The organism is Streptomyces sp. NPDC041122, assembly GCF_055592445.1.
Map to the genome: position 1 here is coordinate 296,641 of NZ_JBVIYQ010000011.1, position 15,438 is coordinate 312,078.

Annotated in this window: 8 protein-coding genes; 2 read left to right on the forward strand and 6 right to left on the reverse strand. The window is 73.8% G+C overall.

Annotated elements, in window-relative coordinates; translation table 11 throughout:
* Positions 1-282: 282 nt before the first annotated feature.
* Positions 283-4,812 (forward strand): trypsin-like peptidase domain-containing protein, encoded by a 4,530-nt coding sequence (locus ACZ6B8_RS34380; protein WP_471609699.1) that lies wholly within the window; start codon positions 283-285, stop codon positions 4,810-4,812.
* A 91-nt stretch (positions 4,813-4,903) separates the two neighbouring features.
* Entirely contained in the window at positions 4,904-5,863 is a 960-nt protein-coding gene (locus tag ACZ6B8_RS34385) for a bifunctional riboflavin kinase/FAD synthetase (RefSeq protein ID WP_471086726.1), read from the forward strand.
* A 424-nt stretch (positions 5,864-6,287) separates the two neighbouring features.
* Here ACZ6B8_RS34385 and ACZ6B8_RS34390 read toward each other — a convergent pair whose 3' ends face one another.
* The 6 genes from ACZ6B8_RS34390 to ACZ6B8_RS34415 all read right to left on the reverse strand — a co-directional run bounded on the left by ACZ6B8_RS34390 (position 6,288) and on the right by ACZ6B8_RS34415 (position 14,602).
* Positions 6,288-7,313 (reverse strand): ABC transporter ATP-binding protein, encoded by a 1,026-nt coding sequence (locus ACZ6B8_RS34390; RefSeq protein ID WP_471609700.1) that lies wholly within the window; start codon positions 7,311-7,313, stop codon positions 6,288-6,290.
* Positions 7,314-7,386: 73 nt separating this feature from the next.
* Positions 7,387-8,373 (reverse strand): ABC transporter ATP-binding protein, encoded by a 987-nt coding sequence (locus tag ACZ6B8_RS34395; protein WP_471086834.1) that lies wholly within the window; start codon positions 8,371-8,373, stop codon positions 7,387-7,389.
* A 68-nt stretch (positions 8,374-8,441) separates the two neighbouring features.
* Entirely contained in the window at positions 8,442-9,398 is a 957-nt protein-coding gene (locus tag ACZ6B8_RS34400) for an ABC transporter permease (RefSeq protein ID WP_471086732.1), read from the reverse strand.
* Positions 9,395-10,489, reverse strand: coding sequence for an ABC transporter permease (locus ACZ6B8_RS34405; protein WP_471609701.1), 1,095 nt, complete (start codon positions 10,487-10,489; stop codon positions 9,395-9,397). Before ACZ6B8_RS34405 ends, ACZ6B8_RS34400 begins: the two co-directional genes overlap by 4 nt.
* Positions 10,490-10,492: 3 nt before the next feature.
* Positions 10,493-12,379: an ABC transporter substrate-binding protein gene (locus tag ACZ6B8_RS34410; RefSeq protein WP_471609702.1), complete on the reverse strand. Its 1,887-nt coding sequence runs from the start codon at positions 12,377-12,379 to the stop codon at positions 10,493-10,495.
* Positions 12,380-12,961: 582 nt separating this feature from the next.
* A complete protein-coding gene (locus ACZ6B8_RS34415) occupies positions 12,962-14,602 on the reverse strand; it encodes a MinD/ParA family ATP-binding protein (RefSeq protein WP_471609721.1) in 1,641 nt (546 codons plus the stop codon).
* Positions 14,603-15,438 lie beyond the last annotated feature (836 nt).

The following is a 15,438-nucleotide window of genomic DNA, read 5'->3' on the forward strand; positions in this document are numbered from 1 at the left end:
AAAGGAAAAGGATTTGGTCTTTTTGGGGGGACCGGGGGGGGGGGTCCGGGGGGGGTTTTTTTTGGGGGGGGGTGTTTGGGGGGGGGGGGAGACCCGGTCCCCCCCCCCCCACGATCCCCCCACTGAGAGATGTATCCACCGGCACACGCCGATTCACCCCTTCAGGCAGGCGCTCGGAGTGAACCGAGGGGTCGCAAGGGGGCGCGTTCACGCCTCGATCTTTCCCACTGATCACCCCCGACCTACGGTCGGAAGCACGGGGCATGGTGGGGAGGTTCGAGCATGGCGGGACGCGGCCCGCGGTCCGGGGGCGCGGGGGACACAGGGGGCCCGGGCGGCCCCTCGGTCCCGGCTCCCGTCCGGTCCGTGGTGCGGATGCACGATCTCGCCGGGCGCCCGCGGGGCGCGGGATTCGCCGCCGACGAGCACGGCACGATCATCACCAGCCACGAGACGGTCGACGGACTGGCCCGCGTCGTCCTGCACGCGCCGGGCGAGCGCACCTGTGTGGTGCACGCCGCCGACGTGGTGGCACTGCCCGGCGCCGGGCTCGCGCTGATCCGCACCGAGGGGCTGGGTCTGCGGCCGCTCCCCGTCACCGTGCGGGACTCCGTGCCGAGGGGTTCGTACGTGCGGATCGACGCGTGCGGCTGGCGGGAGGCGCGGGTCCTCGGCTCCGCGGCGGTGACGTACACGGCGACGGACCGCTTCCATCTCGTCGGCGCCGCCCTGGAGCTGGCCATCGGCACGGACGGCGCGGACGCGCTGCGGCTCGGGGGCGGGGCCGCGGGCGGGCCGGTGGTGGACGCCGCCTCCGGCGCCGTCGTGGCGGTCCTAGGGACGGCGCTGCTGCCCCAGAGCCCCGAGCCCGCACCCCCCGGCCAGGAGCCGTGCACCCACCGCCCCGCGGGCTACGCGACGACGCTGCGGGACGCGGCCGCCGCCGACCCGACGGGCCCGCTCGCCGACCTCCTCGCGCGCAACGCGGCGACCGTCCCCGCGTACGGCAGGGACCTCAACCTCGCGGGCGCGCTGCACCTGACGGCCACGTCGTCGGGGTGCGACGGTCCGCCGGCGCCGCTCCACGAACCGGTCGAACGGCCCGACAGCGCGGGCGAGTTCGCCGCCTTCACGCAGGGGCCCGCGCGGGTCCTCGGCCTGGTCGGCGACCCCGGAACCGGGCGCACCACGGAGCTGTCCGCGCTCGCCGGGCGGCGGGCCAGAGGTGCCGCGCCCGCGCCCACGCTGTGGCTGCGCGGCGCCGACCTGTGCGGCACGGACGGGTCCGTGGCCGACGCGGTGGAGCGGGCCCTGGACCGCGCCGGGCGGATCCTCGAAGCGGCCGGTGAGGCGCCCGGGGACGGCCTCGGGGACGTGTCGGCGGACCGGGTGGCACGGCTCGTACGGGACGCGGGGCGGCCACTGCTCCTGCTGCTCGACGGCCCCGAGGAGATGCCGCCCGCGCTCGCGCACCGCCTCGCGCGGTGGAGCGAGGGCACGGAGGGCTGGCTGCGGGAGACGGGGGCGCGGCTCGTGGTGGCGTGCCGGGCGGAGTACTGGGAGCAGGCCGGGGCGCACTTCACCGCGGGGTCGCTGCACGCCGCGGGGAACGGGGCCGGGCTGCCCGGGTGTGTACGTCTCGGCGGGCTGCCCGAGCCGCAGGCGCGCCGGGCCCGGGCGCGGTACGGCATCCCGGAGGGTGCGCCGGCCGACGCCGACGCCCGGCACCCGCTGGCGCTGCGGCTGCTCGGCGAGGTGCGGGCGGCGCTGCCGGACGCGCCGCCGCCGGGCACACCGGACCGGGAGGAGATCTTCGGGGCCCATCTGGACCTGCTCTGCCTGCGGATCGCGGTACGGCTCGCGGCGGCGAACGGGCTGCGCGGGAACGCGGTGCGCCGGCTCGCCGCCGTGGTGTCGGGGCAGGTCCACGAGGCGGCGCGGCGGTGTCTGGGACCCGGGCAGGGGGGACTGGACACGGCCGCGTTCGAAGAGGTCTTCCCATGGGGCGCACCGGCGGGCGAGCGGAGCGGCAGGGAGTTCCACGGGTGTACGGGGTGGGCGTCGGCGGTGCTCACGGAGGGCCTGCTCGTGCCGGCCGGGACGGGGTACCGCTTCGCGCACGAGGAGTCCGCTGACTGGCTGCAGGGGATGCATCTGGACGTGGACGGGGCGCTGACGTCCCTGGTCCACCGGCACCGTGCCGTGGCGCGGCCCGCGGAGGCGCCGGGCCGGAGCGACCCCGCGCCGACGGCGCCGCGCCCGCTTCCGGTGCCCCGGCACCGCATCGGCCCGGTGATCCAGGCCCTGCTGCTCCTGGGACGCCAGCGGGGCGCCGCGGAGCTGGCCTCGCGCCTGCTGGAGCTGACGGACGCGTTGGGGGAGTTCGCGGAGGACGGGGGCTCGGGGGCTGGGGCTGGTGAGGCGGGGGACGCCGCGTGGTGGGCCGCGCGGCTGCTGGGGGAGGTGCTGTTGCGGGTGCCCGACGCCTCGCCCTACCTCGCGGTGCTCGAACCCCTCGCCGAGCGGGGGGAGTTCGAGGTCTCGTTCTGGTTGCGGCTGCCGCTGGGGGAGGCCGACCGGTTCGGGCTGTTGCGGCGGCTCGTGGTGCGGGACGGGCCGCCGGGGGCGGAGGGCCGGTGCCTGGACGCGGTGGCGGAGTTGCTGGTCGCCGACCCCACTGCCGTACAACCGCACCTCGTGCGCTGGTTCGACGACGAGCGCCCGCTGGCGGCCGCGCCGCACGCCACGGTGGCCTCCGCGGCCCAGGCACTGCTCCACACGCATCGGCACCGCGCCATCGACCACCTCATCGAGGCGCTGATCGCGTGCGGGGACGCCGACGGCGGTGCCGACGAGGGCGCCTGCGGCGCGGTGTCGGGTGAGGGTGCCGGTGTCGTGGGGGACCGGAGGGGTGGTGGTGCCGAGGCGTCGGGGGCTGGTTCGGGCGCATCGGCAGTCGGCGCTGACGGCCGTGCCGGCGTCCCGGCGGAGCGAGCGGAGGCGGAGGCGGGGGCCGGTGCCCGTGCCTCGGCCGAGGGTGTGGGAGGTGGCGTCCGGGTGGGCCGTGTGGACGCCGGTGCCGGTGCCGGTGTGTTGAACGGCGGTGGGGAGGGTGGCTTCTCGGCGGGTCGCGTCGACGCCGGTGCCGGGGCCGGTGCCGGTGTCTTGGCCGAGGGTGGGGAAGGCGGCTTCCGGGCGGAGCGTGTGGACGCCGGTGCTGCTGTCTCGGCTGACGGTACGCAGGCCGTCCGTGCCGACACCCCGCCCGGTTCGTGCGGGGCGCGGGCGGAGGTCCTCGCGGATGCCCTGGCCGATCACGCCGAGCGCCGGCCGGGCCGCGGCAACCCGCTGCGCGACAGCGCCGGCGGCCGTGCCGAGGCCGTGGACGGCCCGGGCGCCCCCGCCGAAGCCGTGGCCGACCGTGCCGACGCGAGGACGGGCACCCCGGCCGACGCCCCATCAGACGCCCCGGGCGACCGCGCAGCTCTCCGTACCGGCTCCCCTGCCGCCGCCGCCCACACCGACGCCGTGAGCGGCCCAGGCGGCGTCCGCACCGACCGCTCGGGCGAAGCGGGCGAAGCCGCCGAAGCGGGCGACGCACGCGACTCCACCTGCGCGGACGCCCCGGTCGACCGCGCCGCCCCCCGTGCCGGGCGCGCCGATCCCCGTACCGGCCCCCTGACCGATCCCCCTACCCCCTCGCGCACCCGCATCGCCGTCCGCGCCGATGAACTGCTGGCCGCGCTCGTCGAGGAGGAGCCCTCCGCCGTCTGCCGGGCCGTTGCCCGGTGGGCCCGTGACGAGCGGGCCGCGCTGCGACGCGCGGCGGCCGTGCACGGGCCGCGGGTCGCCCTGTACGCCGCCGACGGGCCCGCCCGCGACCTCCTGCGCCACGCCGCCTTCGCGTTGCTCGCCGGGGCCGACGACGCCCTGCACGGCGCCGCCCTCGCGCTCCTCGTACACGATCCGCGGACCCGCTCCCGGCACCTGCCCCACGCCCTGTCGCGCTTCGCCGCCGGCGACCCCCTGCTGCCCGCGACCGCCCCGGCCGCCGCGCTGCCCACCCACCCCGAGCCCGTCCTCGACGCCTTCCGTGCCCGGCTGGTCGACGCGCCGGGGCCGGTGGCCGACGACGTCCTGTGTGCCCTCGCCGACGTGACCACGCCCGCCCTCGCCCACCGCGTGGCCACCCTCGTCCATGACCTCCTGGCGAGCCGTCCCGAGGCGGCCGGCCCGGCCGCCTCGTACATCGACCGGCGGCTCGACCACGGTCCCGCCGCACGTCCCGTCCTCTTCCCGCTGGTCACCGGGCTGCTGCACAGCCGTCCCGCGCGGGTGCGGGCCGCGCTCGCGCCCGTGCTCGCCGCGGCCGGCGCCCCCGCCTCGCGCGCCCTGCGGGGCGAACTGTTCGACGTACTGCTCGGCCAGGAGCGGGACCCGGCCGTCCTGGAGAGCGCCCTGCGGGCGGTGGCGCGCGCCGCGGGGGAGTACGGCGAGGACTGCACCCGCGCGCGGGTGCACCGCATCGGGCAGTCGCTCGTCCGCACCCCGGAGGGGGCCACCCGCTTCGACCGGTGCCTGGTCGAGGCGGCCCGCGACCGTCCCGGCTTCGCCGCGCGGGTCACCGGCTGGCTCGACACCGCCCCGGATGCCTGGGCCGCGTTGGTCGGCCCGAGCGCCGGCCGCACCATCGAGGGACTCGCGCAAGGGCTCGCGGGCGGCGTCCGCGTCCCCGCTCAGGCCCCGTGCGGCGGATCGGCCGGTGGATCCGCGGGGAGTGACCCCCGCCACTTGCTCCGGTGCGAGCCGTGACCCCTCGGCATGGCAGTCTTAGTCCTGCGCAATCGGCAAGGGGAACGTACAGACGTACGTGACGTATACGGGTTCGGCGAGGAGCAAAGAAGTGCAGCGCTGGCGTGGCTTGGAGGACATCCCCCAGGACTGGGGGCGCAGCGTCGTCACCATCGGTTCCTACGACGGCGTGCACCGCGGTCACCAGCTCATCATCGGCCGTGCGGTGGAGCGTGCCCGCGAGCTCGGCGTGCCCGCGGTCGTCGTCACGTTCGACCCGCACCCCAGCGAGGTCGTCCGCCCCGGCAGCCACCCGCCGCTGCTCGCCCCGCACCACCGGCGCGCCGAGCTGATGGCCGAGCTGGGTGTGGACGCGCTGCTGATCCTGCCCTTCACCACCGAGTTCTCCAAGCTGTCGCCCGCCGACTTCGTGGTCAAGGTCCTCGTCGACAAGCTGCACGCGCGCGTGGTCGTCGAGGGCCCCAACTTCCGCTTCGGCCACAAGGCCGCGGGCGACGTCGCCTTCCTGGCCGAGCAGGGGCGGACGTACGACTACGAGGTCGACGTCGTGGACCTGTACGTCCGCGGCGAGGCCGGCGGCGGTGAGCCCTTCTCGTCCACCCTGACGCGGCGTCTGATCGCCGAGGGCGACATGACGGGGGCGGCGGAGATCCTCGGGCGCCCGCACCGTGTCGAGGGCGTCGTCGTGCGGGGCGCGCAGCGGGGGCGTGAGCTGGGCTTTCCCACGGCCAACGTGGAGACGTTGCCGCACACCGCGATCCCCGCGGACGGCGTCTACGCGGGGTGGCTGCACGCCGACGGCGAGGCGATGCCGGCGGCGATCTCCGTGGGCACGAATCCGCAGTTCGACGGGACGGAGCGGACGGTCGAGGCGTACGCGATCGACCGCGTCGGGCTCGACCTGTACGGGCTGCATGTCGCCGTCGACTTCCTCGCCTTCGTGCGGGGGCAGGCGAAGTTCGACTCCGTCGACGCGCTGTTGGTCGCCATCGCGGATGACGTGAAGCGGTGTCGGGCGCTGGTCGACGGGGTGCGGCCCCCCGTCGGTTGAACGGTTCGGCCCACGCGCCGCGGGCTCTTCTCGCCGTTGGCGGCGGTGGGCCGGTGGGGGTTTGTCGCGCAGTTCCCCGCGCCCCTCAATCCACTGGGCCGCTCGCCGTTGGTGGCTGCGGGCCGGTGGGGCCTGGTCGCGCAGTTCCCCGCGCCCCTGAACCCGCTGGGCCGCTCGCCGCTGGCCGCTGCGGGGCCGGGACCTGGGGAGCGGGGCGCAGCCCCGGCTTCAGGGGCGCGGGGGAACTGCGCGAGCGGCCACGGCGTGCCCGCAGTCGCCGACGGACAGACGCCCCCACCCCTTTCGCGTCGTCGGGAAGCGGGCGCAGCCCCGGCTTCAGGGGCACGGGGAACTGCGCGAGCAACCACGGCGCGCCCGCAGTCGCCGACGGACCGATCCCCCTACTCCTAAGGCGCCCCGCCCGTCATGGCGCCCCGCCAGAGCCCGCCCAATGGCACGCCACCTGCGTCGCGTCGCCCCCCGCCAGGACCGGCAGGTCCTCCCCGCGGCAGCGGTCCGCCACGCCCGACCGTTCCGCCTCGCCTGAGGCCAGCACCTGGCAGCGCACATGGAAGCGGCAGCCGCCCGGGATGCGGGACGGGTCCGGGGGCTCGCCGGTGAGGACGACCGGGTCGCCGGGCGCCTCCGGCAGGACGGACAGCAGCGCCTGCGTGTAGGGGTGCTGAGGCGCCGTCAGGACCTCCTCCACCGTTCCCGTCTCCACGATCCGGCCCAGGTACATCACCGCCACCCGGTCCGCGATGTTCCACGCCAGGCCCAGGTCGTGCGTCACCACCAGCGCGGAGAGGCCCAGTTCGTCACGGAGCCGAAGGATCAGGGCCAGGATCTCGCCCCGTACCGACGCGTCCAGGGACGCCACCGGCTCGTCGGCGACGATGAGTTCGGGCTCCAGGACCAGCGCGCCCGCGATGACGACGCGCTGGCGCTGGCCGCCGGACAGCTCGTGCGGGTAGCGCAGGAAGAACCGCTCCGGCGGCCGCAGCCCGGCCCGCGAGAGCGCCCCCGCGACCGCCGCCCGCTCGTCACCCGCGTACCCGTGGATGCGCAGCCCCTCCGCCACCGCGTCGTACACCGTGTGCCGGGGATTGAGTGAGCCGCTCGGGTCCTGAAGGACCAGCTGCACCCGCTTGCGGTACGCCTTCAGGGCGCGCCCCGAGTAGTTCAGGGGCTCGCCGCCGAACGTGACCTTGCCCGATGTCGGCGGCACCAGTCCCAGCAGCGAACGGGCCAGCGTCGTCTTGCCGCACCCCGACTCGCCGACGAGGGCGACGATCTCGCCGCCCTTGATGTCGAGGTCGACGCCGTCCACCGCCCGTGCGGTCGGCGCGCCGCGACGGCCGGGGAAGGCGATGTGCAGGTCCGCGGCGGACAGCAGGGGCAGCGGCCCGCCGTCGGCCTCCGTACGGGTCGTGTCCGGTCGTGCGGTCATGCGCGGTTCCTCTTCACAGGGGGCCGGGGGCTCCGGAGGCGGCGGGGGCTCCGGGGGACCGGAGGGCTCGCGGTCACGGTGTGCGCTCCGCCGTCGGGGGCGCCGACGTGGGCTGTGCGGGCAGCGGCGCGCCCGCGTGGACGCATGCCGCACGGTGGTGCGGGCCCGCGTCCCGCAGGACCTGGTCCTCCGTGGCGCAGGAGTCCAGGGCCACCGGGCACCGCAGGTGGAACGTGCACCCCGACGGCAGGTCGGACGGGTCGGGCGGGTCGCCGGGCAGCCCGCGCGGGGCGAACCGCGACGCCGCGTCGCCGATGCGCGGGAAGGCGGCCGACAGCGCCCTGCCGTACGGGTGGCGGGCGTTCTCGTACACCTCGGTGGCCGGACCCTCCTCGACGACGCGGCCCGCGTACATCACCGCGAGCCGGTCGCAGGTGTCGGAGAGCACCGCGAGGTCATGGCTGATCATCATCAGGCCGAGATCCTGCTCGCCGACCAACTGCTCGATCAGCCGCAGGATCTGGGCCTGGATCATCACGTCGAGCGCGGTGGTCGGCTCGTCGGCGATGATCAGGCGGGGGTCGCAGGCCAGCGCCATCGCGATCATCACGCGCTGCCGCTGCCCGCCGGACAGTTCGTGCGGATACGCCTGCGCGCGGGCGGCGGGCAGCCCCACCTGTTCGAGGAGCTCGCCAGCCTTCTGCCGGGCGCCCGCCTGCGTCGCCTTCTTGTGCAGCAGGATCGGCTCGGCGATCTGGTCGCCGATGCGGTGCACGGCGTTCAGCGAGTGCATCGCGCCCTGGAAGACGATCGAGGCGCCCGCCCAGCGCACCGCGCGGACCTGGCCCCACTTCATGGTGAGGACGTCCTCGCCGTCGAGCAGGATCTCACCGGACACCTTGGTGCCGGCCGGCAGGAGCCGCAGCAGGGCCAGTGCCAGCGTGGACTTGCCGCAGCCTGACTCGCCGGCGACACCGAGCTTGTGGCCCGCGTCGACGTGCAGGTTCACGCCGCGCACGGCGGCGGCGCCGTTCGCGTACGTCACTTCGAGGTCCCGCACGTCGAGGAGGCGGTGCCGCTCGACGGCCGGCGCCCCGTCCTCGCGTACGTCGGTCTTCCGGGCGTCTTTCAACGGGTGGCCCCCAGCCTGGGGTTGAGCACGGATTCCACGGCGCGACCGCACAGCGTGAACGCCAGCGCCACGATGGCGATGGCCAGACCGGGCGGCGCGAGGTACCACCAGTGCCCGGCGCTGACCGCGCCCGCCTCGCGCGCGTCCTGCAGCAGGCCGCCCCACGAGACGCTGGTCGGGTCGCCGAGGCCCAGGAAGGCGAGCGTGGCCTCGGTGAGGATGGCGCCGGAGATGACCAGTGTGGTCTGCGCGAGGACCAGCGGCATGACGTTGGGCAGCACGTGCCGCGTCATGATGTGGCCGTGGCCGCCGCCGAGGGCCTGGGCCCGCTCGATGTACGGGCGGGACTCCACCGCGAGCGTCTGCGCGCGGACCAGCCGCGCCGTGGTCGGCCAGGTCGTCACGCCGATCGCCAGAATGATCGTCCAGATCGTGCCGGACATCACCGCGGCGAGCGCGATGGCGAGCACCAGCGTCGGCATCACCAGGAACCAGTCGGTGATCCGCATGATCACGGTGGCGTACCAGCCCTTGAAGTGCCCGGCGGTGATCCCGACGAGCGTGCCGATGGCCACCGAGAGCACGGCGGCGAGCAGCCCGACGGTCAGCGACATGCGCGCGCCCCACACCAGCAGGCCCAGCAGGTCGCGCCCGAACTGATCGGTGCCGAGCGGGAATCGCGCGCTCGGCGACTCCATCGGATCCCCCGGCGCGTCGGTCACGCTCTGCGCGTCGGAGCCGACGAGCAGCGGGGCGAGGACCGCGGCGAGGGCGATCACGACGAGCACGGCGAGGCCGACGAGTCCGGCGCGGTGCGTGCGGTACGCGCGCCAGAAGCGGACGGCGGAGTGCCGGCGCCGGGTCCAGGCCAGCGAGCGGGCGCTCTTGGCCTCCGGTGCGGCCGGCGGGGTGGCCGGGGTCGTCGGTGTGGTCGGTGCGGATTCGGTCGTCATCGGCCCACCCGGGGATCGAGCAGCGGATAGATCACGTCGGCCAGGGTGTTCATCAGGATCACCGCGACGGAGAAGACGAAGAACAGCCCCTGCACCAGCGGCAGATCGGGCACGCTCAGTGCCTGGTAGAACAGCCCGCCGAGGCCCGGCCAGGAGAAGACGGTCTCGACGAGGATCGCACCGGCGACCACCGTGCCGAGGTTGACGAACATCAGCGTCACGGTCGGCAGCAGGGCGTTGGGGACGGCGTGCCGCCGCCGTACCAGATCGTCCCGCAGCCCCTTGGCGCGCGCGGTCGTCAGATAGTCGCTGCCCATCTCGTCCAGGAGCGAGGAGCGCATGACGAGCAGGGTCTGCGCGTACCCGACGGCGACCAGGGTGATGACCGGGAGCACCATGTGGTGCGCGACGTCGAGGACGTACGCGAAGCCGGTCTCGCCCCCGGACTCCAGGCCACCGGTCGGGAACATCCCGGGAATCGGCCCGATGCCCACCGAGAAGGTGATGATCAGGAGCAGGCCGAGCCAGAACGACGGCACCGAGTACAGCGTCAGGGCGAGCCCGGTGTTGAAGCGGTCGCCGAGCTTGCCGTTGCGCCAGGCGGTACACGTGCCCAGCCAGATGCCGATGAGCGTGTAGAGGACGTACGCCGTTCCGGTGAGCAGCAGCGTCGCGGGCAGTGCGTCGGTGATCTTGTCCAGCACGGGGGCGTGGAACTGGTACGACGTGCCGAAGTCGCCGCTCAGGACCTTGCCGGTGTAGTCCCAGAACTGGGCCATGACCGGCTTGTCCAGGCCGAACTCCTTGCGCATCGCGGCCAGTTGCTCGGCCGAGACACGCTTGCCGCCCGTCATCTGCTTGACGGGGTCGCCGGGGATGAGCCGGAAGAGGAAGAAGCTGGTGACGAGCACGGCGAACAGCGACACGATCGCGCCGCCGAGCTTGCCCGCCACATAGAGGAGGTAGGCGCGGGTGTTGCGGGCGCGCGGCCCGCGGGCCGACGCCGGCCCGGCCTTCGCCGGGTCGCCGTCGGCCCCGGGGCCCAGCGGGCCCTCGGTGTCGAGCAGAGCGGGATTGCTGTCAGCGGTCATGCGTTACTCGCGGTCCTCTGCGGTCGAACGGCGGCGCAGGGCGAACAGGACTCCGCCGCCCACGAGCACCACCGCGGCAGCGGCGATACCGATGATGACACCGGTCGAGCTGCCGTCCTTGGAGGAACTCTTCCCATCCGCGGGGACGGCCGACCACCAGCTCCAGTATCCGTCCTGGCCGTAGATGTTCCCGGCGGCCGTCGGCATGGTGGTGATGGACTTGATCTGGTCGGTGCGGTAGGCCTCGACGGCGTTCGGATACGCCAGGACGTTCATGTAGCCCGAGTCGTACAGCCACGACTGCATCTGCTTGACGAGATCCGCCCGTTTGGCGGGGTCGTACTCGGCCAGCTGCTTGCCGTACAGCTCGTCGTACTTCTTGTCGCAGATGAAGTTGTCGGTGGCGGCGCTCTCCTTGGCCTTCACCGGCAGCGCGGCGCAGGTGTGGATGCCGAGCACGAAGTCGGGGTCGGGGTTGACGGACCAGCCGTCGAAGGCGAGGTCGTACTCACCGGCGTACCAGGGCACGGACACGTCGTCGAGGCAGTTGACCTTGAGCCCGATACCGAGGTCGGCCCACCACTCCTTCAGGTACTTGCCGACAGCCTTGTCGTTGGGGTCCGTGGCGTGGCAGAGGATGCGGAGGTTCAGCGGCTTGCCGTCCTTGCCGACGCGCTCGCCGTCCCCGTTCTTCTTGTAGCCGGCCTCGTCGAGGAGCCGCGCGGCCCGCTTCGGGTCGTACGTCATCGTCTGGTCGGCGGAGGGCTTCCAGGCATACGTGGAGAAGCGCGGCGGAATGTAGCCGGCGCCCTCGACGGCGTGTCCCTGGAACACCTTGTCGACCAGCGCCTCGCGGTCGACGGAGAGGAAGAGCGCCTGCCGGACCCGCTTGTCGAGCAGGGCCGGATTCCCGTCACCGAACTTCTTGCCGTCCCTGGTCCTGGCGCCCGGGTTGGTGGCGAGGGCGAAGAAGCGGCGCCCCGGCCCCTCGTTGACCTTGATGTCGTCCTCGTTCTTCAAGGACGCGGCCTGCGCGGGCGTGAGCGCGGGCTGCCCGGCGACGAACGACACCTCGCCCTTCCTCAGGGCGGAGACGGCGGCGTCCTGGTCCTTGTACGTCTTGAAGACGAGCTCGTCGAACTTGGCCGAACCGCGCCAGAAGCTCTTGTTCGCCTTCAACTTCACGAACTGGTCGACCTTGTAGTCCGTCAGGATGAACGGCCCGTTGCCGACGACGGGCATCTTGTCGTTGTTGAACTTCGAGATGTCGTCGACCTTCTCCCAGACGTGCTTGGGGACGATCGGCACGTCGAGCGCGGCCATCGTGGCCTGCGGCTCCTTCAGCTCGATGACCAGCTTGGTCGGGCTGGGCGCGGTCACCTTCTTGAAGTTGGTGACGAAGTTGGAGTTCGCGGTGGCGGTGCCCTCCTTGGACATCACCTTGTTGAACGTCCACGCCGCGTCCTCGGCGGTGGCGGGCTTCCCGTCCGACCACTTGGAGTTCTCCCGGATGGTGTACGTCCAGGTCAGCTTGTCGGCGGAGGGCTTCCAGGAGGTGGCGAAGCCGGGGATCGCCTTGTTGTCCTTGGCGTCGTAGTTCGTCAGGTACTCGTACGTCAGCCGGTGCAGGCTGGTGCTGAGCAGCCGCTGGGCGAGGAACGGGCTGAGCGAGTCGACGCTCTGCGCCACGGCGACGGTGAGGACCCTCTTGCCCCCGCCCTCCCTGGCGGACGCCTGGTCCGGCGCCGGATTGAGCGGCGTGGCGAGACCGGCGGTGAGGGTGAGGGCGGCGATACCACCGGCGAGAGCGAGCCTCAGGCGGCCGCGGGGACGGGACGGTACCGCTCTCTTCGGAACTGCTGCTCTGCCGTGCTGATCTTGTGTGTCCATGGGTCGGTGACCTCGCGTCATCGCTCGCACAGGGATGGCCGGTTGCACGCTGGTGGATCAAGGAACGTCAGCTGGTGGATGTGTGTTTACCAGCGCCAGTCTGCACGCGTCAACGGCGGGTGAACCCCATGTGGCCTGCGGAAATAACGAGTTGACCGTGATTTCATCCGCATTGGTCAAGACCAGTGAAGCGTGGCTGGTGAGGGGGTGACGGAGGAGGGAGGGGGGACTTGACCTGGTGGGACCGGGGCCGGGTGTGGGCGGGTGCCACCAGGTCCCGCCCTGCTGTGGGCGGGTGCTGCCTGGGAGGGTGCGGTGGCTTGTCACGCCCCGTTCCGCTGTGGGCGGGTGCTACCCAGGGGGGCGGTGCATGGTCGGTCCGGTTCCGTTCCGCTGTGGACGGGTGCTCCCTGGGAGGGGGCGGTGTTATGTCGGTCCGGATCCGTCCCGCTGTGGGCGGGCGTTCCGCGCGGCGGAACGGGTGGGCACAGCCCCCGGTGCCGGGAGCGTGGGCGGGGCGGACACGCCGGTGGGCCCACACCGGGAATCGGTGCGGGCCCACTGATGAGCTGACGGGAACTGTTACTGCTGCGGCGGCGGGGCCTGCTGGGGCCCACCCGGCTGGAACGGCGCCCCCGGCTGGAAGGGGGCCCCGGGCTGCACGGCCTGGTGCGCCTGCTCGGACTGCGGCTGAGCCGGAGGCTGAGGCTGAGCCTGAGGAGGCTGACCCTGAGCCTGCGGAGGCGCCTGCCACCCCTGCTGCGGGTAGGGCTGCTGCCCGTGCTGCGGCGGCTGTCCGGGCTGCCCCGGCTGTCCGGGCTGCGGAGCGTACGGCTGCGGCTGCGGCTGCGGCTGCGGCTGCCCGGGATAGGGCGCCTGCCCCGCCCCTTGAGCCGGCGGCACCTGCCCCCCGTACGGCTGACCCGGCTGCACCGGCTGTCCCTGCTGCCCCGGCATGGGCGGAGCCATGTGCGGCGGCGGATTCCCGTCCGACGTCCACAACCCCTGCTGCTGCTGAGCCCGCACAAAGTCCTCGGCGACCATCGCCGAGAGATTGAAGTACGCCTCCCGCACCTTCGGCCGCATCATGTCGAGATCGACCTCCGCACCGGCGGCGAGGTGCTCGTCGAACGGAACGACGACGACGCCCCGGCACCGCGTCTCGAAGTGCGACACGATGTCGTCGACCTTGATCATCTTCCCGGTCTCCCGCACACCGGAGATGACGGTGATGGACCGCGAGACGAGATCCGCGTACCCATGGGCCGACAGCCAGTCCAGCGTCGTCGACGCACTGCTCGCCCCGTCCACGGACGGCGTCGAAATGATGATCAGCTGGTCGGCGAGATCGAGCACACCCCGCATGGCGCTGTAGAGCAGCCCCGTACCGGAGTCGGTCAGGATGATCGGGTACTGCTTCCCGAGCACGTCGATCGCGCGCCGGTAGTCCTCGTCGTTGAACGTGGTCGACACCGCGGGGTCGACGTCGTTGGCGATGATCTCGAGCCCGGACGGCGCCTGCGACGTGAAGCGCCGGATGTCCATGTACGAGTGGATGTACGGGATCGCCTGGACGAGGTCACGAATGGTGGCCCCGGTCTCGCGCCGGACACGACGGCCGAGCGTACCGGCGTCGGGGTTGGCGTCGATGGCGAGGATCTTGTCCTGCCGCTCGGTGGCCAGCGTCGACCCCAGCGCGGTGGTGGTGGTCGTCTTGCCCACACCGCCCTTGAGGCTGATGACCGCGATGCGGTAGCAGGAGAGCACCGGAGTCCGGATCAGCTCCAACTTCCGCTGCCGCTCGGCCTCTTCCTTCTTGCCGCCGAGCTTGAACCGCGACCCGCCGCCCGCGGGCCGGCTGCTCTTGGCCTTGGGCTTGTTGTTGCGGAGCAGCCGGTCGGAGGAGAGCTCGACGGCGGCGGTGTAACCGAGCGGGGCGCCCGGGTTGGTCCGCTCCCGCTGATCGTGCCGGACGGCCTGCGGCCAGGCGGCACCGGTACGCGGGTCGACGGGCCCCGGCTGCGGGGCCTGCGGCTGGGGCTCGGGCGCGGGTTGGGGCTGGGACTGCGGCTGTGGCTGGGCGGGCTGCTGGGGGAACCCGTAGCCACCGGCCTGGACGGGCGGCTGACCCTGCACGGGCGGCTGGCCCTGCACGGGCGGCTGGCCCTGCACGGGCGTCTGCGGCTGGGGCGCCTGCGGCTGAGGCGCGGAAGGCTGAGGCATCGGAGCCGGTGCCTGGGGTGCCTGGGGCGCCTGGGGTGCCGGGGGCTGTGGAGCGGGGGCCTGGGCGGCAGGGTAGGGCGCGGCGGTCTGCGCCTGCTGCCCGTGAGCCTGCTGATCCGGCTGTTGCACCGGCTGAGCGGGGTGAACCGGCTGACCCGGCTGCGGCATCGGAGCCGACGGCTGCCCCTGAGGAGCGGGCGGCTGCTGCGGGAACCCGTACCCGGTGCCCTGGGCAGGCGGGTTGGGGACGACGGGAGCGGCCGGGGCCGGGGGCACGGGATGGGCGGCAGGAGCGGGCGCATGGGGAGCGAACGGCGCACCGGGCCCGGCGACAGGCGCGGGCGCGGCCCCGGCCTGCGGGAACCCGTACCCGCTCTGCGGACCCTCCGCAGCAGGAGCAACCGGCGCGGAAGGCGCAGGCCAAGTCCCCGGAGCCGGCTGCGGAGCCTGCGGCTGAACCGGCGCGGGGGAGGCGGGCGCGGGGCCGTCCGAGGGCTGAGCGGTCGGCGGAGCCTGTGTGGGCGCGGGCCACTGCGGCGCCGCGGCAGGCGCCGCGGGCTGGAAGGCGGGCGGCAACGGCGGCAGCGCACCCTGCGGCGCGGGCGGAGCCCACGAAGCCGGCACCGCGTCCTGCACGTCGTCATCGGCGGCGGGCGCGGAGTCCCGAGGAGCAGGAACGTCGGCCGAGGGCTCGGAGTCACCCACGCCCGTGCCCCGACCGGCGGCGGCCACGTCACCCTCGGCACGAGCACCACCGTCTGCAACGGCGTCTACGTCTACGTCTACGTCTGCATCCGCACCTGCGTCTGCGTCAGGTGCATCAGGGCGGCTCTCGG

Bases quoted from the DNA above. Each gene is read 5' to 3' on its own strand.
- ACZ6B8_RS34415 (WP_471609721.1), bottom strand. From the start codon at position 14,602: ATGCCTCAGCCTTCCGCGCCTCAGCCGCAGGCGCCCCAGCCGCAGACG.
- ACZ6B8_RS34410 (WP_471609702.1), bottom strand. From the start codon at position 12,379: ATGGACACACAAGATCAGCACGGCAGAGCAGCAGTTCCGAAGAGAGCG.
- ACZ6B8_RS34390 (WP_471609700.1), bottom strand. From the start codon at position 7,313: ATGACCGCACGACCGGACACGACCCGTACGGAGGCCGACGGCGGGCCG.
- ACZ6B8_RS34405 (WP_471609701.1), bottom strand. From the start codon at position 10,489: ATGACCGCTGACAGCAATCCCGCTCTGCTCGACACCGAGGGCCCGCTG.
- ACZ6B8_RS34400 (WP_471086732.1), bottom strand. From the start codon at position 9,398: ATGACGACCGAATCCGCACCGACCACACCGACGACCCCGGCCACCCCG.
- ACZ6B8_RS34380 (WP_471609699.1), top strand. From the start codon at position 283: ATGGCGGGACGCGGCCCGCGGTCCGGGGGCGCGGGGGACACAGGGGGC.